Consider the following 18,830-nt stretch of genomic DNA (forward strand, 5'->3'; position numbering starts at 1 on the left):
AGCCGACGCCCACATTCATCCCTTGACCGGAAGACGCCGGATCAGGCCTACTTCAACGCGCTGGCACCAATGACGGTGGCGGCATAATCGAGGCGGAAATCCACTTAGCGAAACGCCCGAAACTGTTCAGACAAACCGCGCCAGCTCTTCTCGATGATCGGCGTCATGGAGCGGCCTTATATCCGCACGGCTATCCTGAAGGGCATGAGCACGCGACGGATGGTTCTCGGCCACGCGCTTCGCAATGCGATGATCGCGCCCTTCACCGTGCTCCTGCTGCAAATCAACTTCCTGATCAGCGGCGTTGTCGTCACCGAACTCGTCTTGGAGGCAATCGCCACACGCTCGGCTGCGATCACCAGGTCGAAAGTCGCTAGCCGTTCACTTCGTCCCGCTTCAAAACGTGCTTCGCCAGGCGCCCCAGCGTAAGGCCCTGAACAAGTATCGAGAAGACGACCACGCAATAGGTTGCGGAAAGGAGGAGCGGTTTCCATTCGGTCTCTGGAAGCGATAGCGCGAGCGCGATCGATATCCCCCGCGCAGCCCGCCCCAGACTAATACCGCGGTCGGTCCGCGCTCGAAACTGTACCATCGCTTAAGTGTCGCGACGGCCGATGCCGTGGCGACGAACCGCGCGCCGACCGCAACCGGAATCGCCAGGAGCGAAACCGGAAGGTACGCGGCATCGAAGCGCAGGACGAGAACTTCGAGGCCAATCAACAGGAAAAGGATCGAATTGAGTATCTGATCGACCAGCGTCCAGAAGCCGAACAGATAACGCTGGGTCATGTCACTCAGCGCATCCTTGGGGCCACGGTTCCCTACCAAAATGCCGGAAACCACGACGGCGATCGGTCCGCTCATATTGAGAGCCGTCGCAAGTGAATAGCAGCCCATCGCCAGCGCGATCGAGATAAGAACTTCGACTGGGTAGTCGTCGATCGCCCGCATGGCGCGATATCCCGCGTAGCCGCAGACCAGCCCCAGCAGCCCGCCGCCGACGGCCTCCACGAGAAAGAGCTCGGCAACCTTCGCCGCGCCGATTTCGTCGCCTGCACCTGTGGACGCAATGGCCAGCAGGGCGGTGAATAGCACGACTCCGACGCCGTCGTTGAACAAGGACTCGCCTGCCATGTCCGTTTCCAGCTCCGGGGGGACCTTCACGGCCTTAAGCGTCGCCAGCACAGCGACAGGATCGGTCGGGCTGACGAGCGCGCCGAATACGAGCGCCCATACGAGAGGAAGCTCGGTGCCTGTCGCTCGGGCTAGTCCCCAGACGCAGGCGCCGACGATAGCGGTCGAAACCATCGTGCCAGCGAGCGCCATCGCGCCCACGACCGCGAGGCGTGAACGAAGAGCGGTGAAGTCGACATGAAGCGATCCGGCAAAAAGCAAGAACGCCAGCATGCCGTTCATGACCGTCGTCTGGAAGTCGACCCTCCTGACCAGGTCGGCTAGCTGTTCGTAACGCGCCACTGTGGGAAGCACGAATTTCCAGCAGCACGAGCACGGTAGAAGCCGCCAGTCCCATGACGAGGATGCCAATTGAAGGAGGCAGACGAAGATAGCACCGATTGATCCAGGAAAAGCCAGCTGTCAGGGCCATCAGCAGTGAGATGAGATCGAAGACGGACAAAGGATGCGGGCTTTCTTCTGATGGCGACGATGTGCGGTGGCTTCAGATCGTCGTCTGAAGGCCGAGTTCGACGACCCGGCCGGTCGGGAGGCTGAAATAGTCTGTCGCATTTCCGGCATTTTGGGCAAGGGCAATGAACAGCCGATCCTGCCAGAACGGCATGCCGCCCTTCTTCGAAGGAAGGATCGTGCGTCTGGACAAGAAGAACGATGTCGACATGATGTCGAATTTCAGCCCCAGCTTTCTGACGAGGACGAGCGCCTTCGGTATGTTCGGCGTCTCCATGAAGCCGAACGTGATGATCAGCCGGCTGAACAGTGGGTTAAAGCTTTCCAGGAAGATCTTTTCGTCGTCGGTAACGAAGGGCGTGGTGGCCGTGACGACGCTCAATATCACGTTCTGCTCGTGCAGCACTTTGTAATGTTTAAGACTATGAAGCAGCGCGGTCGGAGCGCCCTCGACGTCGCTGGTCAGAAAAATCGCCGTTCCCGGAACGGTCGGCGGCTTCTTGCGTGCCAGACTGTCGATGATCGATGCTAGCGGTATTTCGTCTGCCTTCGTGCGGGCAGTCAGAAGCCGACGGCCTGACATCCAGGTCTGCATGACCAGTCCCATAGTGCAGGCGACAGTCACCGGCACCCAGCCCCCGTCCGCAAACTTGGCGACGTTGGACGCAAAGAAACCGGCGTCGATCAGGAACAGTGGCACGGTGACCGCCGCGGCACGCACGGGCGTCCAGCCCCAAATGCGCAGCATCACGACGTAAAGAAGCACAGACGTGATGAGCATCTCGCCCGTCACGGCTATTCCATAGGCCGCGGAAAGGCCGCTTGAGCTCCGGAAATAGAGGACAAGCGCGACCACGAACACAAAGAGGAAGGCGTTTACCTGCGGCATGAAGATCTGGCCGGAATGGGTCTCCGACGTATGCAGGATTTGGAGACGGGGCAGCAGATTGAGGTGCATTGCCTGACGTACGAGAGAGTAAGCCCCCGAAATCACCGCTTGGCTCGCAATGACCGTAGCTGCGGTCGCAAGACAGACCATCGGCACCTTTGCCCAGTCGGTGTGCATTCCGAAGAAGGGGTGTTCTGCCATCTCTGGGTTGGCGAGCACGAATGCGCCTTGCCCGAAGTAATTAAGAAGCAAACATGGGAAAACGAGCACAAACCACGCAGTGACGATCGGTCTACGGCCGAAGTGACCGAGATCGACATACAGGGCCTCCGCGCCCGTGACGGCAAGGAAAACCGCGCCCAGAACCGTGACGGTTATTCCAACGTTGCTTGCGGCGTAGCGCATCGCATGCGCGGGGTTTACTGCCCAAAGGATCGCGGGTTCGTCCAAGATGTGAATGGCGCCGCTGAGGCCCAGGACCACGAACCATACGGCCATCACCGGCCCGAACACCGCTGCCACCCCGCCGGTGCCAAATCGCTGGACGAAAAACAGAACTGCGATGATCGTCAATGTGATGGGAACGATCCACGACGAGAGTGCTGGAGCGACGACTTGTATGCCTTCTACCGCCGAGAGAACCGAGATCGCCGGTGTTATGATCGCGTCGCCCAGGAAGAGCGACGCCCCTGCGACCCCCAGCACAAGAACCCAGACCGGCCGGCCACGCAAGCTTTCGCGCGCCAAAGTCATAAGGGACAGCGTTCCACCTTCCCCACGGTTGTCGGCCTTCAGCACGAAGGTCACGTATTTTACGGTTACGACGATCGTCAGCGCCCAGACGATCAGCGAGAGAATGCCAAGCACGTTGTCGGGGTGCGTGCCGCGTCCTGCCGTGGCATGCAACGCTTCCCGGAACGCGTAAAGCGGGCTGGTTCCGATGTCGCCGTAGACGACGCCCAAGGCGGCAAGCACGAGCGCGGGCAAGCCGCTGCTGCTTTGGTGCTCCAGTTCGGGATCGTCGGATCGCAGTTGGGCCTGGGTCAAAGCTGTGCGCTCGCGTCTATATGGAGGAAGGGGAGGAGGCGACGATCCGGCGAAGTAGTCGGAGCTCTCCGATCTCGATCAACTGCAAGTCCGAGTCGCGGGTTCCAAGGGGCCGCGTAGAAAACGTAATTCCCTCGCTTAGCAAGCATCGCCCTGACATGATTAGCATCATGGCATGATGTTTAAATAAGACTTTCCGACTTAGCAATCGCGGGTCGCTGTGCGCAGCGGGTTTATTGGAGCCAGCTGTGGTTAGGAAGCCGTCCGCCAGAAGTGATGGGTCGCGTGGGACCTGCTGGAATTTCTGCCGCCGTACCGGGATGCGAGGAGACGGAAAGCACAGCGGCTTCAGTGCGTAACGACCACATGTGACACGCCTGCGAAGTTCTCTTGAAAAAGGGGTTGAACCGCTGGCACTCATTGATTTATATCACGACATGATATTGCTGTCCTCGGAGCTTGCTGTCGTGGTGTCAGATACAATCAAACCCCGGCATCTGCCGAGTGACGAGATCCTAGCGGACCGGCTAGGCCTCTCCACCAAGGAGTTCCAGCGATATCGGCTGCAGAACCTCGTTTCAGTTTCCACCGCGGACGCGGTCAGGAGTGACGGGTTTGTGGTCACCTGCCAGCTCGGTAACAGGATCTGGCAAGGGATCATCCTGAATGGGAGCGTCACCTCCGAAGAGGTCCGGTTTCTGCGTGGAAAGCGAGCGAGTAGCCCTCCATCGATTGTTCGCCGCAGATCCTGATTCGACTTGAGGAAAGGAAAATAGTGAAGAAGCTCGCCGGCCTCTTTATCGCAATGTCGATCCCTCTTTCCGCCCACGCTGCGGCGAAAATGGTCTCTCAGACCGGCGACTGGGGCGTCTACTCCTTCAAAAGAGATGGAAAGCTCGTTTGCTACGCGCTTTCGGTGCCCAAGGAAGCCAGACCCTCCGACGTCGATCATGGGAAGAACTATTTCCTGATCGCGCCAGCGGAAAGAGGAGGCGGCAACGAGCCAGAGGCGATTCTCGGCTACGAAGTGCAGGCCGGTTCGCCGGTGCAGGTCTCGGTTGCCGACAAGAAGTTCACGATGTTCGTAAAGGACAATACTGCCTGGGTCTCCGACGCCACGCAGGAACCCGAACTCATCACCGCGCTTCGATCCGGGAGCCGGATGACGTTGCAGGCGATGTCGGCGAGAGGAACGCGTACCAGCTACGACTACTCGCTGTCGGGGGTCACGGCCGCTTTGGAGCGGGTGGCTCGCTGCAAGTGAAGCAGGGCTCAACCGATCCCGAATGCGGCTTTGCTGTCGGGCGTCGCGAGTTCTCGAAGACGGTGCGACGGGGTTCGCCCCTTGCCCGAAAGCAGCAGGTCCAGTTCGTGCTTCGAATTCCCAAACCTTTGCAGAAGGCGTTCCGCTTCGTGTCGGCCGATACCGTAGCGCCGCCGGAGGCTTCCTACATCGTAGCTGGGTTCGATCTCGGTTTCGCTCGCCCATGGGGGAGGGCTCTGTTCTTGTTGGGCACGCTGCATCACCAAAACTCCTTCAACGAAGTAATGAACCCGGCACCCCTGCGGTTCCAACCGCTGGGTAATATATCACGTCATGATATAGACGACCGTTAGATCTGCAGAAGGACGTAGATCGCGCCGCCCCAGATTGCGGCGACGAACAGCGCGACGCCCGCCAGGAAGAGTTTGACGTCAAGGGACATGATCAACTGTCAACGCGGTATCCCGCCCGCGGTTCCCAACATCTCATCGCTCATTTCGGAGTCTGGATCAATGCGGCCTGAGACATTTCGGAAGCGGCCTCGCCGGGGATCGATGCGATCGCGAACATGACCGCGACATAGCTTGCGAACACGGCGGAAAGAAAGGCGCTCTTGGTCAATGTCTCGCTCCTTTGTATCATGTGATGACATTCTTTGACCGTTCGCCCATAATGTCAATCCTGAATGCAGGATGAACGGTTGGGGGAAGGCGAATGGCTTTGGAAAAGATTCTGATCGTGGAGGACGACGCGCTGATCGCGGCGGATGTCCAAGATATCGTGGCGAGTTCCGGCTACGAGGTCGTGGGGATTGCCGACAGTTTCGAGAGCGCGCAGCGGCTCGCCCCGTTCGCAACCATCGCCCTGGTCGACGTCAACCTTCGCGACGGGGCCACCGGACCGAGGATTGCGCAGTACCTCGCGAACGACTTCGGCGTCGCGGTGGTCATGGTCACGGCCAACCCCGAAATGATCGTCACCGATCTGTCAAAAGTCATCGGCATGATTTCGAAACCCGCCCAGCCGAAGCTAATCGGCAATGTTCTCGAATACCTGAGGACGATTCGTGAGGGCTCGCCCGGATCACCGCCGGAGGGGATGTGTGTCTTCGCGTGAAGGAGGGGGCGATACCATGATCGAAAGAAGTGCAGAACTCGGTCTCTGGTTGGGCCGGCTGGAAACCATTCTGATCGAACGGGGAGTGCTGAACGAGGACGGCGAGGTTGCCTGCGATGCAGGATCTCGGTTCCCAAAAGACGTCGAAGAGGCGCTGGATGGTTTCATCGAAAACCCGGTCGAGCTCGTCGGTCTCCTCAAGATCTGCCGCGACGCCCGCGATGGAAGACCGTTGTCTCCAGCAGTTCTGATGGCGGCACATCTCATGACCAAGGAGATACTGGTTGCATTGCAAGAGGCCATGGGCGCGGGACGGTAGGGGATTTCCAAAGAAGATGGCCCGCCCGAAATCATTTCGGACGGGCCTCGCGCCAACCAGGTATCTCATCACGCCTGGTCGAAGCCTAGCTGTCGGTCACTGGCGCGTCTCCTCCCGATTGCGGCAGTTCCTTGATCTTGACGAGCTGGTCGGCGCAGGCGTCGGCCGCGTTCGTGACGGTTTCGTCAAGCCCCGCGATCTTCGCCCAACCACCTTCGGTGATAAAGTCGTCGCGCTGCCATGAGGACTTTGCCTGCAGCGCTTTGAGATTGTGCTCGGCGTCGTTCGCAGTGACAAAGTTATGGACGCAGATGCTTGCGACGAGATCCGCCTTGGCGTTGCGGACGGCAATCTCGGTCATGACGTTTGCCCTGCCTGATGTTGTCCAGCCGCCCCAGGTGAAGCCGAGCACCATCGTCAATGCTGAGGCGCCAACGATTGACCAACCCCAAAGAGTCTTGGAAGGCCGGTATCCCGACCAGCCACCTTCGCCATATTCCATAGCTGTTCTCCTCTAATTTATATCACGGCATGATACAAAACTAGGAGCTCAGGTCAATCACGCTATGATCAAAAAACGGTGACGACCTTCATGCGAGTTCTGTCACCTGTCGCAGTCGCGAGAGGGATTCGGCCAGGAGCGGTTCGTTCTCGAGCATGCCGTCGACATGGATCCTCGCCAGAGCTTCAAGAACCTCCTCGCCTTTCGTCGTCATGCCGATCAGTACGCTTCGCTTGTCGTCCTCCGCGGGTATCCGCTCCGCAAGGCCTGCCGAACACATGCGGTCAACGAGCTGTACCGCGCCATGGTGATGCATCAGCATCTGACCTGCGAGATCACGAAGCTTAATCCGGCGGCCGGGCGCCGTCCGGACGACGAGTAGAACCTGATACTGTGGGGAGGTTACGCCAGCCTCGGCGAGCGCCGCCTCGCTGAACGATAGGAACCGCCGCATGGCAAGCCGGAAGCCTGCAAGTCCGTCATAGACTTCGTCAGCCAGGCCGGAAGTCCGGCGTCCCGATCGAGGCATTCATTAGTCCTTCCAAAGTGTCATGATATGATATAAATGACGAAACACGCCAGGAGAACGGTTCGCGGGTGCTGCCGATGCGGTAGACGGTGCAAACCACCGGCGTCGACTGATCACTCGCGGACCATATTCTCCTGATGGTGTCAAAAAGACTGTGCCTATTTCGTGACGTCGAGAAAAAATTACATCTTGGTTGGCAAGAGCAGGTCTGGAACGCAGCCATATGAGACCGATCGTTTCGGCGTACGGCTTGAAGGCGATGGCACCTGGACGGTGTTCGACGTCTTCACCGGCTGGCCGGCGGATTATGTCGGACGGTTTCTCGACGGGTTGGACGAGGGCGTCGCCGATAGCCTTTGCGCCGTTGTAAACACCTTGGACAAGCGCCGCCGCGCAACGCCGCGCCGCTGAAACGGCTCTTTCCAACTCAATTTCAGCCCCGAAGTATCCGAGCGATTGCCTTTCCATCCTTCGAAGTTATCTGACCCTGTCTCGGAAGAAGGGGACGCCATGAACTCGCGCTTGATTTGGTCGATATCGGTTTTGGCGCGGCGCATCTGGTTTAGGGCGACGCTATTCTCCATCGCAGCAGTCGCCACCGCCCTGCTGGCGATCGTCGTCACGCCCTACATCCCGGCGGACTTGTCGACGAAGATCGGCGCCGACTCCGTCGACAATATCCTCGGCATCATCGCTTCGAGCATGCTCACCGTCACGACCTTCTCGCTCAGCACGATGGTCTCGGCTTACTCTGCGGCAACGAGCAACGTAACGCCGCGCGCGACCCGTCTCGTCATGGAGGACAGCACGACGCAGAACGTGCTGGCGACTTTCGTCGGCTCGTTTCTGTTCAGTCTTGTCGGCATCGTCGCCCTGACGACGGGCGCATATGGCGAGCAGGGGCGGCTGGTGCTCTTCGTCGTCACGATCGGCGTCATCGTGCTCATCGTGGTGACGCTTTTGAGATGGATCGACCACCTGTCCCGGCTAGGACGGGTGACAGAGACGACGCGTCGTGTGGAGGAGGCGACGCTCGACGCGGTAAAAGCCTGGCGGGAATCCCCGAACCTCGGGGGGAGGCCGCTCGATCACGACACTCTCGAGCCCAGGGCGGGTGACATGCCGTTTTTCGCGGACGAGATCGGTTATGTGCAGCACGTTGACGCGTCGGCATTGGCGAAAATTGCCAAGGAGAAGGATAGCGATCTGGTAATCGTGGCGATACCTGGCAAGCTTACCTCGCCAGCCCACCCGCTTGGATGGTTTCGTTTTTCCGCCAGCGAAGATGTTGTGGATCGGGCTGCGGCCTGCTTTTCGATAGGCGACGTCCGCTCGTTCGATCAGGACCCGCGGTTCGGAGCGTCGGTATTGACTGAGATCGCGTCGCGCGCCCTGTCTCCTGCCGTTAACGATCCAGGAACCGCCATCGACGTGATTTCCCGCGCGATGCGAATTCTCTTCTCCTGGCATGCCGCGGGCAGCGAAGAGCCTGACGAGATCCCCTATCCCCGGCTTCATGTCGCGACACTTGAAGCAGCCGACCTCTTCGACGACCTGTTCACGCCGATCGCCCGCGACGGCGCCGGCCTTGTCGAAGTCGGACTTCGACTTCAGAAGACCCTCGCAACTCTTTCAACGCTGAGCGCGGAGTTTCGTGCAAATGCCCTGCGCCATTCGAGGGAGGCACTCGATCGTGCGGGCGCCGTGATGCAGGTCGAGGCCGACATGGAGAGGCTGCGGGCCGCGGCAGCAACAATCGCTGCTGACGGTAAATATAGTTGAGTGGCGGAGCGAGGAGATTTGATAGGACCTGAGAGCGAGGAAGATCTGCCCTGCTATTGTCGAGCGTCGTATGGTTTCGCTATCACGCAGTCTCGAAGATCGCCTTGTCCCCGGCGACGGATCTGACCGACGTCGTATCGCAGATCGGTCGGTTTTGATCGCCGCCGCCTACTGCGAACGTCAATAGGGTGTCCAGGGAACAAGTTCTCCGAGCCTTGAAGGCCATAGTCCCAGATCGTCCTGCACCGCAACTGGCAATGCGTCCCTCTGCCGTACCAGCAAGGCGTGATGGATTGCAGTTTCGAGTGGTTCCGCTTCGCCTTGATGAGGTTGGCCTCTGATCGCTAGTTCGCCGGTTGTCCTGACATCGTCGCCTGCGACGACGATGACGTGCCCCGGATAAGACGATGCGCTTCGGCTATCCACCAGGTCGAATCTCTGCATTTATTCCCCCTTGTCGATGTGTTTCGAGTTCCTCGAAGCTTCCGGCCCTATTTCAGACCAGACCTCTTCAATGGTTTTTCCGGCCTCTCGGAGCGCCACGATCCTTTCTATTGTGGCATAAGCCATCGGATCGCTTCGGTTGACCGCCGATTGCTTGCACCACAGGTCAAGCAGAAGGCTCACAGCCACAAGCTCACGGGCGTCCGTTCTTGGGGCTTCGGGTCGACGATGGAAGGCAGGGCTTACGAACCCAATGACCTTAAGGCCTATCGCTGCGGCTGAAAATATCATGTTGTGATATTAATCTAGTTTAAGACATGAGGGAAATAACAATACTGCGAGCGGTCAGCGCTGCTTGGGCAAGCCGAGCAGGTGGACTCGTCGATCAAGAACTCGCTGGAATCTCAGTCTTCGCCGGGAGGTCGAACCTGACCCAATCTAAGCGACTTTCCTCGTAGACGCTTTGCGTCGGAACTAGGGAGGACGGCTCGTCGAAGCATCCCAATGCGACTGCGACGAGATCCTCAAAGAACTCCGGCATCCAGAAGACTGTCGACCGGGGACAGAACCTGAACTCGATCGATCTCCCGCTGTCGCCAGACCTTGCGTAACTGTTCGAGGTTCCGGAAGCCGATACCTTTGCCCTGTCGAAGAAGACCGCCACCCCGAATGCACTGCCCGTGCGTCGCTGGCATTCCCGGCAGTGGCAGGTGGAGATCTTGGTCGGGTCTCCGTTGGACGTGATGGAAAGTTTGCCGCAGGAGCAACTTGCTACTCGCGTCACTGTCGCCATGGTGTGATCCTCCATATGGCCCGCGTCGCTCCCGAAGGCTTTGCGAACGCTATTTCGAGGTTTGTCGCCGCCGGTGCTTGTCGAGTGCATTCATGACGATGCACAGGGACTTTGATCCGTCCTCATCCATCAGTGTTGTCGGACGGCCGTAGTAGTCCGCAGCGAGCCCGGTGAACAGATCGAAAATCGTCCAAAAGCCGTCATGTTCGCGGCGAGTAGAATACCTGTCGGTGAGATAGTCGCGCATGGTCGTGGTTCGTCTGTGTCAGGTTCGAGGTAATTCCGGTTCCTTCTCCGCAGCACGGCGCGCCCGGATCGCGGCTGCGATGAAGACCCGTGACAGGCCGTGATAGAGCGGTTCGCGAGAAAGGATGCGCGAGGTCACGTAGCCGATCATCGACACCGCCATGATTGGGATAACGGCCTGATGGTCGCCGGTCATCTCCAGGATGATGACGAAGGCCGTCATCGGCGCCTGGACGACGCCTGCGAAATAGCCGGCCATACCAAGGATCGCGGCGAGCGCGATGCTGGTGCCGAGCAGAGAGCCGACGGTGCTGCCGAAACCGGCGCCGACTGCAAGAGACGGCGCGAAGATGCCGCCCGGAATGCCAGACAGCATCGACAGGAAGCTGGCTGCAAGCTTCTGGACGAAGAACAGCAGCGGCAGGGCGTTGCCTTCGACCGCACCGCGCGCCTGCTCGTAACCGGTGCCGAAGGTCGTTCCGCCGGATACGACGCCGATGACGGCGATCGCCAGTCCGCAGGCTCCCGCAAGTGCCAGCATGCGTTTGAGCGGCTGCGGTTGCGCCCAGCGGCGGATCTTCTGGCCGAAATGCAGGGCGAAGCCGCTGAAGGCGGCACCCAAAGCACCGCCGCCGACGCCGCAGATCAGAACAAGTCCCCAATCGCGAAGGTCGGTCGGCGAAGCAGATGCCATGCCGAAATAATTGTAGCTGCCGGAAAGCCCGAGTGCGGCTAGGCCAGAAAGGATGACGGCTGTCAGCACGAGCCCGTTAGCGCGCGATTCATAGGTTCGGCTCATTTCTTCGATGGCAAAGACGATACCGGCGAGCGGCGTGTTGAAGGCGGCGGCGATGCCTGCCGCCGAACCCGCGAGGATTAGCCCGCGCGCCTGCGCCATGCCGCCGAAGCGCGCGACAGCAAGCATGATCGACGCGCCGACCTGCACCGTCGGACCCTCGCGGCCGATCGAGGCGCCGCAGAATAGTCCGAGGACTGTCAGCACGATTTTGCCGAAGGCGATCTTCAGCGACAGCAGCCGCGTTCTGTCTTCTGCGTCATGCAAGTGTCGCGCCGCGATCGCCTGCGGAATGCCGCTGCCGCCCGAATTCGGAAACAACGTCGCCGCCAGGTAGGCCGACAGGACGAAGCCAGAGGGCGTCAGCACCAGTGGCATCAGGAAGCTCCATTGACCGGAAGAAGCGAGTGAACCAAATGCGTTCTGCGCCAGATCCGCGAGCTTGGCGAAGCCGACGCTGATCACGCCGATCGCGAAGGCCCCGCACCAGAACACCAGTCTTAGCTTCCAGAGCGAGAACGAACCCCAGATCACGCGGGAGCGGCGAAGGAGCTTGGAATAGCGGTAACGGCTTGGCATGGCGGGCTCGGTACGTGGCGGTTAGAAACCTTCTAATGCCAAAGGCGCCTGAAGATCACCCCCAACAATTGAAAAAGCGTAGGATCGAGGTAGGATCGCTCGTGCCGAACCACGGAGGACGTTATGTTCAGTGCATTCGGAAGGGGATCGCCATTCCTTGGGCCAGACGACGTTTCCATGATGCAGACTCTGGTAAAGAAGTACTGCCTCACGAAGGCAATCGATCCGGACAGCGAGGACGGGAGGGACGTCGCGCGCGAACTGCTGAAGTGGTTTCAGACCGGCGTGACCGATAAGAGCAGACTGCAAGAACTGCTCGCGTCACGTACCTGACGCCGATCGAACCTTGTGATGTTTAAGCATCTACGCCGGTTGTCTCCTCCGGCCCGACGCTATCAGGACGGCGGCCCCGACCACGCCTGAGGCGAGCGAGCCCGCAAGGATCCCGATCTTCACGTGATCCTGAGACGACGCATCCGGAAAGGCCAGAAGTCCGATGAACAGGCTCATAGTGAAGCCGATGCCGCAGAGCAGCGACACACCCGTCATCTGCGACCAGGACGCCCGTGCTGGAAGCTGCGCCAACCCGGATTTGACCAGAAGCGCCACCGTTCCAAGCACGCCTGCAAGCTTGCCGAGGAGAAGGCCAGCGGCGACGCCGACGGTAACTGGTTCCGCAAGGACGCTTGCCGAAGCGCCTGCAAAGGAGACGCCGGCATTGGCGAAGCCGAATATTGGCACGATGAAGAAAGCCACCGGCTTTTGAAGCGCATGCTCCAGTTTGTGCAGCGGAGAGTCCTCGTGCGAGGCTTCAGGCGCGCCGGGGGTGACTTTCAGTGGAATGGCGAGTGCCAGGACGACGCCCGCGAGCGTGGCGTGGATCCCGGAAAGAAAGACGGCGACCCACAGAAGAACCCCCAGCCCCAGATAGACCCAGATGTTCTTGACGCCAGACCGGTTCAGGATCACCAGGTTGCCGATCAAGACGGCTGCGACGGCAAGTGCAAGGACGTTGATGTCTGCAGTGTAGAACATGGCGATGACGATCACCGCGCCGAGGTCGTCGATGATCGCCAGTGCCGCCAGGAAAATCTTTAAGGAGGCGGGCACCCTGTCGCCGAGAAGGGAGAGGACGCCGAGGGCGAACGCGATGTCGGTCGCGGTCGGGATCGCCCATCCCCTCAGGGTGGACGGGTCGGTCAGATTGAAGCCGATGTAGATCAGTGCGGGCAGTGCCATTCCGCCCGCCGCGGCAGCACCCGGAAGGATCCGTCTGCTCCAGCTCGACAGTTGTCCGTCCAGCATCTCCCGCTTGATCTCAAGGCCGACCAGCAGGAAGAAGACGCTCATCAAGGCGTCGTTGATCCAATGCTGCAGACTGAGCGGGCCGAGGTAGACATGCAGGGCGTGGAAGTAGACGTCGGCGACGGGAGAGTTTGCGACAACGATCGCCAGCGCGGCCACAGCCATCAGGATCAGGCCGCCCGACGCTTCACTATCGAGAAACTGACGCAGCGTGGACTTGATGCGGCCTTGGATTGTTTTCGACACGGGTTCACTTCCTCGATGAAGGTTGATCTCAGTCTCCGTCAATCAGGGGAATCCCCGGCGCACGCAGCACACGCCTGTCTCATAACTAAGGACTGGATATTGGTTTGCCTAGTGAAATCGGCAGGCGGTGCCTGTTCTGACAAAGGCTTGAACGGAACGTGAGACTTCTTATCTTTTTCATGCATAGCTCCTAGCCGGGCAGTGCATTCCGTCTCTTCCGATTGGAGGTCGCAAATGCGCCCCTCTGAAATATTCTTCCTCTCTGTAGCCGTAGTCGCAATCGTCGGATTGCTCTATCTCGCACTTTCCGTTGGCCATACTGTCGCGCCACCACCGGTATAGGAAGCATATACGATGATGCCTAGTGCCCGAGCCATCCCGCTACGCCCGCGGCGACGACGCCGAACTGTGCCACGGCGAGGAGAACCAGGGCCGCGATTGCATATGGAAGCCATTTCTTTCTGAAATGCATTCGCGTCGTCCACTCAAGATTGCGATCCCCGTCCTTAGCGCGAAGTGTTAGACGCCCGCAACGCGCAGGTGGCGACTTACCCGAGCGTCAGTCCCTGCACGATGACCGTGAAGATCACGACCGCATTGGTCGCCGCGAGGAGGGGCGCCTTGAATGGCGTCTCCGGCAGGGAGAGAGTCATCGCGATCGAGATGCCACCCCTAAGGCCTCCCCAGACGAGGACGATCAATGTTCCGCGGACGAAGTCGTATTGTCGACGAAGCAGGGTCTCGGGAACGATCGTCGATGCGAAGCGCGCCGCGAGCGCCACTGGGATCGCGGCAGCGCCAGAGGGAACATCGACGTCTCATATCGCACGACCAGGACCTCCAGCCCGATTAGAAGATAGAGCGCCGCGTTCATCGCGAGCGCCGTCGCATCGACGGCGCGCCTACGGGGAGACCGCGTGTGGACATCGAGCGCCAGCAGAATACAAGTACAAGTCGTTTCCCAAATTCGCCGGAGTCGCCTTAATTCTCCGGATTTCCTCACCGAAACTTGTGTGATTAGTCTGTGGCGACCCGCAGTTCTTCCATCCCGATAATCACTGCCAGCTCCACCCGCACCCGAGAGGAGGAGACCTTCGGTGGGAAATAAGCCGATAAGGTACCCGCGCCAGAGGCCGCCTAGACGAAGCCGGTTGGCCGCTACCGGCGTTACACGTCACTAGATCGCTTGTCGACGCGCGCCGAGGCGGGCGGGAAAATCACCGTGCAGGTCTATGAATTTACCATCCGTGGTGGGACTTCCTTCGCAAAAGGTAAGGAAAGGATAGCTAGAATTGTTATCATCGCGACGATTAACCAGGCTTCGTTGAGCGCCTGGACCGTCGCGGCAGTCTGAACAAGTGGGTCAAGCGCCACTGTCGCCTGTCCATCGAAAGGCCCGCTGTGGCCAGCCACCATCGTAGCGGGCGCTCCGACGAATTTTGCGATTTCGAGATTTCCTTGCTCGAGGCCGTTCCAGAGCTTTTGCCCAAGCGGTTCCGATCGAGTGTAGATGACAGTGTCGATCAGCGCGATACCGACTGCACCGCCAAGGTTCCTCATGAGATTGAACAGGCCACTTGCGTCTGAGACATGGGCGGCATCGAGGTTACCGAGTGCCAGCCTGGTGGGCGGCAAAAGGCAAAACATGATGGAAATTCCTCTGACGACCTGCGGCCAGAACATCGCATCAAAGTCTGTCTCTGGATCTTGCCATGCGCTCAAACCTATACCAACAGCAAAGAGTGCAAAGCCCACAGCGGACAGTAACCGCGGGTCAATTCGTTTTTCCAGGGCGACGGCGATTGGCGCGGTGCAAAGCTGGGCAATACCGGTCACTAGCATCGTCATGCCAATTTCCAGAGCATTGTGGCCTCGGACGAAGGCAAGGAAGACCGGCATCAGATACACGGACCCAAATAGGCCGATGCCAAGCACAAAGCTCAGTGCCGAACCGACCAAAAAGTTTCGATCCTTAAAATTCCGCAGCTCTACCAGGGGGTAGGAGATGCGGAACGATCTCCAAATAAAAAAAGTGGTGCAGACTGCTGCAACGCCAAACAGTCCGCCGCTGGTGATTGAAAGCCATCCGCTGGTCGGCGCTTCCTTCAGGCCAATCTCCAAGCAAACGAGGGATATAGACATTGCTGCCAGGCCCGCGACATCGATACCTCTCAGTCGGGAGAGAGACATAGGCTGGCTGGGAAGTGATCTTGCGGCCAACCCAGCGGCGAGAATGCCGGGGATTACGTTGATCAGGAAAAGCCAATGCCAAGAATAGGTCTCGGTCAGCCAGCCACCGACAATTGGCCCTACAGTGGGTGCCAACACCGCTAAGACGCCTGCTATCGTCGTTGCAAGTGCCTGTCTGCTTTCGGGGAACAACAGAAACACAGCGGAGAAGACCGAAGGGATGAGCGTACCGCCCGCAAAGCCTTGCAGAACGCGCCAACCAACAAGTTGACCAAAGCCGCCGCTTGCAGCACATCCTACTGAGGCAATCACGAAGACTGCCAGGGAAGTGACGAATAGCCAGCGCATGGTTAAAACCCGCGTCAGGAAGCCGGTTAAAGGGATCGCGACGACCTCCGCGATGAGATAAGCCGTCTGGATCCAGCTCATCCGCTCCGGATCGATGTTGAGTACGGACTGAATGGTTGGCAACGAGGTTGCCACGACCTGCACGTCGAGAATAGCCATGAACATACCGAGGCACATGGCAATAAAACCGGTCCAGACCCTGAGCGGCCGGTCTCCTACAAAATCGGGATCAGATTGCGTCAGCACGGGCCGCCGAACCTCTGAGCGCTGCATTCTCCGCCTTGATACGTATTGTCAAAATGATTGCGTTCGCGATCGAAAATAACAGGGCGTAGAGCGGCATGTTGAAACACAAAGGCAAAGCCGCGATTTCGCCAATCACGACGACGTAGTTTGGGTGTCGCAGGAATCGATATGGTCCGGCGGCTACGAGATGTTCGCCCGGCACGACGATGATACGCGTAGTCCAGCGTCGGCCGAGTGTTGCAAGTGTCCAGAGCCGCAGTATTTGCAGTACACCGAAAATCCCCAGCCAGACGAAAGATACACGCGCATTCCACGCCAGAATCCACAATCCGCCGAGCCAAAGTCCGTGAAGGAGAACGATCAGCAGGTAGTGCCCCGAGGCGACCTCCTGCCCACCGTTCGCTAACAGGCAACGGGTGTTGCGCCTCGCAAGCCATAGTTCACCTAGGCGCTCGAACGTGACAGCTATCAGCAGAAGCACGGAGACGATCATGCGGCCGCCTTCAATGAGACGCAGCTTGCCGTAAACCCTGGTCCCATGGCGGTCAGGAGGGTACGAGAGGGCAAGCCAGTCCTGACTAAGCGGTCGAGGACAAAAAGTGCCGTCGGCGCGGACATGTTGCCGTAGTCAGAGAGCACCTCGCGTTCATGATTAAGCGTGCCTTGACCCAGGTCCAGTGCGGATTCCAGCGCATCAATCACCTTGGCGCCACCCGGGTGGCAGGCGAACCGGTCAATATCCGTCAGGGATAAACCTGATCGGGATAGAATAGTGGTGATTGCGGGTCGAATGTTGGCTTCCGCGAAGGGCGGTATGGCGCGGTCGAAAATGACGCCCAGTCCCTCGGGGTCGACACTCCAACCCATGATGTCTAACGTGTCAGGCCAGGTGTGCTGACCACTCATCTCGACTTCGGCAACACCCTCGCTGATGGCGCTTAGGACGCAGGCTGCTGCACCGTCACCGAAAAGAGCGGTCGCCACGATATTTGCCTTGGTCAACTTATCCATGCGAAAAGCAAGCGTGCAGGTCTCGACGGCAACCATCAGGACAATGCAGCCAGGTCTCGATGACGCCATATTCGCTGCAATCGCAAAACCGGATACGCCCCCGGCGCATCCCAACCCGAATACGGGCACCCTCACAATGTCCTCACGGAAACCGAGCGTGCCGCTGACCCTTGCATCGAGGCCTGGCGTGGCAATGCCGGTTGATGAAACGGTAACGACAACGTCCACCTGCGAGGCCGAAAGGCCTGCTGCCTCTAAGGCCTTGCCAGCAGCATCAATGAACAACGCGCTGGCACCATCGATGTAGGCCGCGTTTCTTTCCTGCCAACCCGACGTTTTGAGATACCATTCGATCGGTCGAACGCCGTAACGACGTTTGATTCCGGCGCTCTCGAACACTTTCGAGAGGCGATCGAAATCGCTGTAGCGGGATGCAAAGGCCGAGTGCGACGCGACTGCGGCATCATGCTGGTCGATAACATGGGGAGGAACAGCTGTTCCGATGGAAATCAGCTTGACGGTCTTGGGCATGGAAAACTTTCAGTTTCGAGTGCGAAAGCTCTCGCCATACCGGGTCAAGCCAGTTTTTGTAACGATTCTAAAGTGGATTTAGTTTCAGTATGACCCGCACAATTCAAGAAAAGCGGTTCGCTAGACGACGAAAGGAGCCAGCTCCACAACCGGCAGGGGTGGCAGGGAGCGGAATAGCCTCGATCTATCAATTGCTTGTGCGCGTCCAGGTCTGCGTTTTGCATAGGACGTTCGTAACACAGCCCTGAAGTTTCAAGCTGTCACCTGATATCGTCAGCTTGCCGCTATAGGTGGCTTTGTTTCGAGGGTCGGTAATCCGACCCTTGTACGTGTCTCCATCCGTCTGAAAAGACCCCAGCTTCTGGCCCGCATATTGTCCTGATTTGGCGACGATACAATATTGCGACCCGCAACGGTCGATGACCGAGATCTCGCCAGTCTGCGTTTTCCATGTTCCGACAACTGGATCTGCGCCTATCGCAGCGCTCGAAATGAACGCGAATACAATTGCAATCATAAACCTAGGCGACATCGGACTTCCTCGCTGTCGGCCAGATATGTGAGCACATTTCGTTAAGGCAAGATCCGCCAATCAACGCACGGAGCTGCCTCGACTCAAAGCCCAAGAAGATCACCGCCGGTGGGTGAGCATTAATCATCTTGGACAGGAAACTGACAGGAAGAGCACTCTATTGATCGGTTCGTCGCCCAGTCGGGTGTAACCAGAGGATAGAATTAATGCTGAAACTTATCGCCGCAGTCGTAGTCATCGGAGCAACGCCGGCCCTGGCACTTGCCAGCCCGAGCTGCACAAAGGAGCCGAAGTCGAAGTGGATGTCGGAAGACGCCATGAAGGCGAAAATCGACACGCTTGGTTACAAGGTCAAGACTTTCGAGGTGACCGGAAACTGCTACGAAATCTACGGCAAGGACAAAGACGGCAAGCGGGCTGAAGTCTATTTTAATCCCGTATCCGGCGATATCGTTCAAAAGGGCGAATGAG

At 58.8% G+C, this 18,830-nt stretch carries 22 protein-coding genes and 1 pseudogene; 8 read left to right on the forward strand and 15 right to left on the reverse strand.

The window, feature by feature from the left end:
- Positions 1-153: 153 nt before the first annotated feature.
- Positions 154-429: an ABC transporter permease subunit gene (locus AC1DNK_RS22115; RefSeq protein ID WP_477943361.1), complete on the forward strand. Its 276-nt coding sequence runs from the start codon at positions 154-156 to the stop codon at positions 427-429.
- Here AC1DNK_RS22115 and AC1DNK_RS22120 read toward each other — a convergent pair.
- Positions 374-1,636: pseudogene (locus tag AC1DNK_RS22120) on the reverse strand (cation:proton antiporter). The gene AC1DNK_RS22115 and the pseudogene AC1DNK_RS22120 overlap by 56 nt on opposite strands.
- 42 nt (positions 1,637-1,678) lie before the next feature.
- Positions 1,679-3,580 (reverse strand): potassium transporter Kup, encoded by a 1,902-nt coding sequence (locus tag AC1DNK_RS22125; RefSeq protein WP_477943362.1) that lies wholly within the window; start codon positions 3,578-3,580, stop codon positions 1,679-1,681.
- 775 nt (positions 3,581-4,355) lie between these two features.
- Here AC1DNK_RS22125 and AC1DNK_RS22130 point away from each other — a divergent pair.
- Positions 4,356-4,844 carry an invasion associated locus B family protein gene (locus tag AC1DNK_RS22130; protein WP_477943363.1) on the forward strand — a complete coding sequence of 163 codons (489 nt, stop codon included), beginning with the start codon at positions 4,356-4,358 and terminating at the stop codon, positions 4,842-4,844.
- A gap of 8 nt (positions 4,845-4,852) precedes the next feature.
- On the opposite strand, the gene AC1DNK_RS22135 is transcribed toward AC1DNK_RS22130, so the two are convergent.
- Positions 4,853-5,104, reverse strand: coding sequence for a hypothetical protein (locus tag AC1DNK_RS22135; protein WP_477943364.1), 252 nt, complete (start codon positions 5,102-5,104; stop codon positions 4,853-4,855).
- A gap of 232 nt (positions 5,105-5,336) precedes the next feature.
- The gene (locus tag AC1DNK_RS22140) at positions 5,337-5,465 is read right to left on the reverse strand and encodes a hypothetical protein (RefSeq protein ID WP_477943365.1); all 129 of its coding nucleotides are present in this window, start codon (positions 5,463-5,465) and stop codon (positions 5,337-5,339) included.
- Between the two features lie 93 nt (positions 5,466-5,558).
- Between AC1DNK_RS22140 and AC1DNK_RS22145 the strand changes: the two genes are divergently transcribed.
- Both AC1DNK_RS22145 and AC1DNK_RS22150 read left to right on the forward strand, forming a co-directional pair.
- Entirely contained in the window at positions 5,559-5,960 is a 402-nt protein-coding gene (locus AC1DNK_RS22145) for a response regulator (protein ID WP_477943366.1), read from the forward strand.
- A 16-nt stretch (positions 5,961-5,976) separates the two neighbouring features.
- Positions 5,977-6,279, forward strand: coding sequence for a hypothetical protein (locus tag AC1DNK_RS22150; RefSeq protein ID WP_477943367.1), 303 nt, complete (start codon positions 5,977-5,979; stop codon positions 6,277-6,279).
- A gap of 85 nt (positions 6,280-6,364) precedes the next feature.
- Here the strand turns inward: AC1DNK_RS22150 and AC1DNK_RS22155 are convergent, their stop codons facing one another.
- Together AC1DNK_RS22155 and AC1DNK_RS22160 are read right to left on the reverse strand one after the other, a co-directional pair.
- On the reverse strand, positions 6,365-6,781 hold the full coding sequence (locus AC1DNK_RS22155; protein ID WP_477943368.1) for a hypothetical protein: 417 nt from the start codon (positions 6,779-6,781) through the stop codon (positions 6,365-6,367).
- An 88-nt stretch (positions 6,782-6,869) separates the two neighbouring features.
- Positions 6,870-7,310, reverse strand: coding sequence for a MarR family winged helix-turn-helix transcriptional regulator (locus tag AC1DNK_RS22160; RefSeq protein WP_477943369.1), 441 nt, complete (start codon positions 7,308-7,310; stop codon positions 6,870-6,872).
- A gap of 189 nt (positions 7,311-7,499) precedes the next feature.
- On the opposite strand from AC1DNK_RS22160, the gene AC1DNK_RS22165 reads away from it, so the two are divergent.
- Together AC1DNK_RS22165 and AC1DNK_RS22170 are read left to right on the forward strand one after the other, a co-directional pair.
- Entirely contained in the window at positions 7,500-7,721 is a 222-nt protein-coding gene (locus AC1DNK_RS22165) for a hypothetical protein (RefSeq protein WP_477943370.1), read from the forward strand.
- A gap of 99 nt (positions 7,722-7,820) precedes the next feature.
- Positions 7,821-9,092 (forward strand): DUF2254 domain-containing protein, encoded by a 1,272-nt coding sequence (locus AC1DNK_RS22170; protein ID WP_477943371.1) that lies wholly within the window; start codon positions 7,821-7,823, stop codon positions 9,090-9,092.
- Between the two features lie 829 nt (positions 9,093-9,921).
- On the opposite strand, the gene AC1DNK_RS22175 is transcribed toward AC1DNK_RS22170, so the two are convergent.
- Genes AC1DNK_RS22175 through AC1DNK_RS22185 form a run of 3 tightly spaced genes read right to left on the reverse strand, consistent with a single transcriptional unit; the run spans position 9,922 to position 11,950 of the window.
- Positions 9,922-10,320 carry a GFA family protein gene (locus AC1DNK_RS22175; protein ID WP_477943556.1) on the reverse strand — a complete coding sequence of 133 codons (399 nt, stop codon included), beginning with the start codon at positions 10,318-10,320 and terminating at the stop codon, positions 9,922-9,924.
- A gap of 58 nt (positions 10,321-10,378) precedes the next feature.
- Positions 10,379-10,576: a hypothetical protein gene (locus AC1DNK_RS22180; RefSeq protein WP_477943372.1), complete on the reverse strand. Its 198-nt coding sequence runs from the start codon at positions 10,574-10,576 to the stop codon at positions 10,379-10,381.
- Positions 10,577-10,594: 18 nt separating this feature from the next.
- On the reverse strand, positions 10,595-11,950 hold the full coding sequence (locus AC1DNK_RS22185) for a chloride channel protein (RefSeq protein WP_477943373.1): 1,356 nt from the start codon (positions 11,948-11,950) through the stop codon (positions 10,595-10,597).
- A gap of 177 nt (positions 11,951-12,127) precedes the next feature.
- On the opposite strand from AC1DNK_RS22185, the gene AC1DNK_RS22190 reads away from it, so the two are divergent.
- On the forward strand, positions 12,128-12,283 hold the full coding sequence (locus AC1DNK_RS22190) for a hypothetical protein (RefSeq protein ID WP_477943374.1): 156 nt from the start codon (positions 12,128-12,130) through the stop codon (positions 12,281-12,283).
- 30 nt (positions 12,284-12,313) lie between these two features.
- On the opposite strand, the gene nhaA is transcribed toward AC1DNK_RS22190, so the two are convergent.
- From nhaA to AC1DNK_RS22220, 6 genes are all read right to left on the reverse strand, one after another.
- Positions 12,314-13,501: a Na+/H+ antiporter NhaA gene (gene nhaA / locus AC1DNK_RS22195; protein WP_477943375.1), complete on the reverse strand. Its 1,188-nt coding sequence runs from the start codon at positions 13,499-13,501 to the stop codon at positions 12,314-12,316.
- 548 nt (positions 13,502-14,049) lie between these two features.
- A complete protein-coding gene (locus AC1DNK_RS22200) occupies positions 14,050-14,283 on the reverse strand; it encodes a cation:proton antiporter domain-containing protein (protein WP_477943376.1) in 234 nt (77 codons plus the stop codon).
- Between the two features lie 448 nt (positions 14,284-14,731).
- Complete coding sequence (locus AC1DNK_RS22205) at positions 14,732-16,285, reverse strand: DHA2 family efflux MFS transporter permease subunit (protein ID WP_477943377.1); 1,554 nt, start codon at positions 16,283-16,285, stop codon at positions 14,732-14,734.
- Positions 16,269-16,778 carry an isoprenylcysteine carboxyl methyltransferase family protein gene (locus AC1DNK_RS22210; RefSeq protein WP_477943378.1) on the reverse strand — a complete coding sequence of 170 codons (510 nt, stop codon included), beginning with the start codon at positions 16,776-16,778 and terminating at the stop codon, positions 16,269-16,271. Before AC1DNK_RS22210 ends, AC1DNK_RS22205 begins: the two co-directional genes overlap by 17 nt.
- Positions 16,775-17,827, reverse strand: coding sequence for a type III polyketide synthase (locus tag AC1DNK_RS22215; protein WP_477943379.1), 1,053 nt, complete (start codon positions 17,825-17,827; stop codon positions 16,775-16,777). The genes AC1DNK_RS22210 and AC1DNK_RS22215 overlap by 4 nt, the downstream gene beginning before the upstream one ends.
- Before the next feature lie 187 nt (positions 17,828-18,014).
- Positions 18,015-18,359 carry a DUF2147 domain-containing protein gene (locus AC1DNK_RS22220; protein ID WP_477943380.1) on the reverse strand — a complete coding sequence of 115 codons (345 nt, stop codon included), beginning with the start codon at positions 18,357-18,359 and terminating at the stop codon, positions 18,015-18,017.
- A gap of 206 nt (positions 18,360-18,565) precedes the next feature.
- Here AC1DNK_RS22220 and AC1DNK_RS22225 point away from each other — a divergent pair, with 206 nt between their 5' ends.
- Positions 18,566-18,829 carry a PepSY domain-containing protein gene (locus tag AC1DNK_RS22225; RefSeq protein ID WP_477943381.1) on the forward strand — a complete coding sequence of 88 codons (264 nt, stop codon included), beginning with the start codon at positions 18,566-18,568 and terminating at the stop codon, positions 18,827-18,829.
- Position 18,830 lies beyond the last annotated feature (1 nt).

The sequence above is a fragment of the Rhizobium sp. 01N424 genome (genome assembly GCF_056399485.1).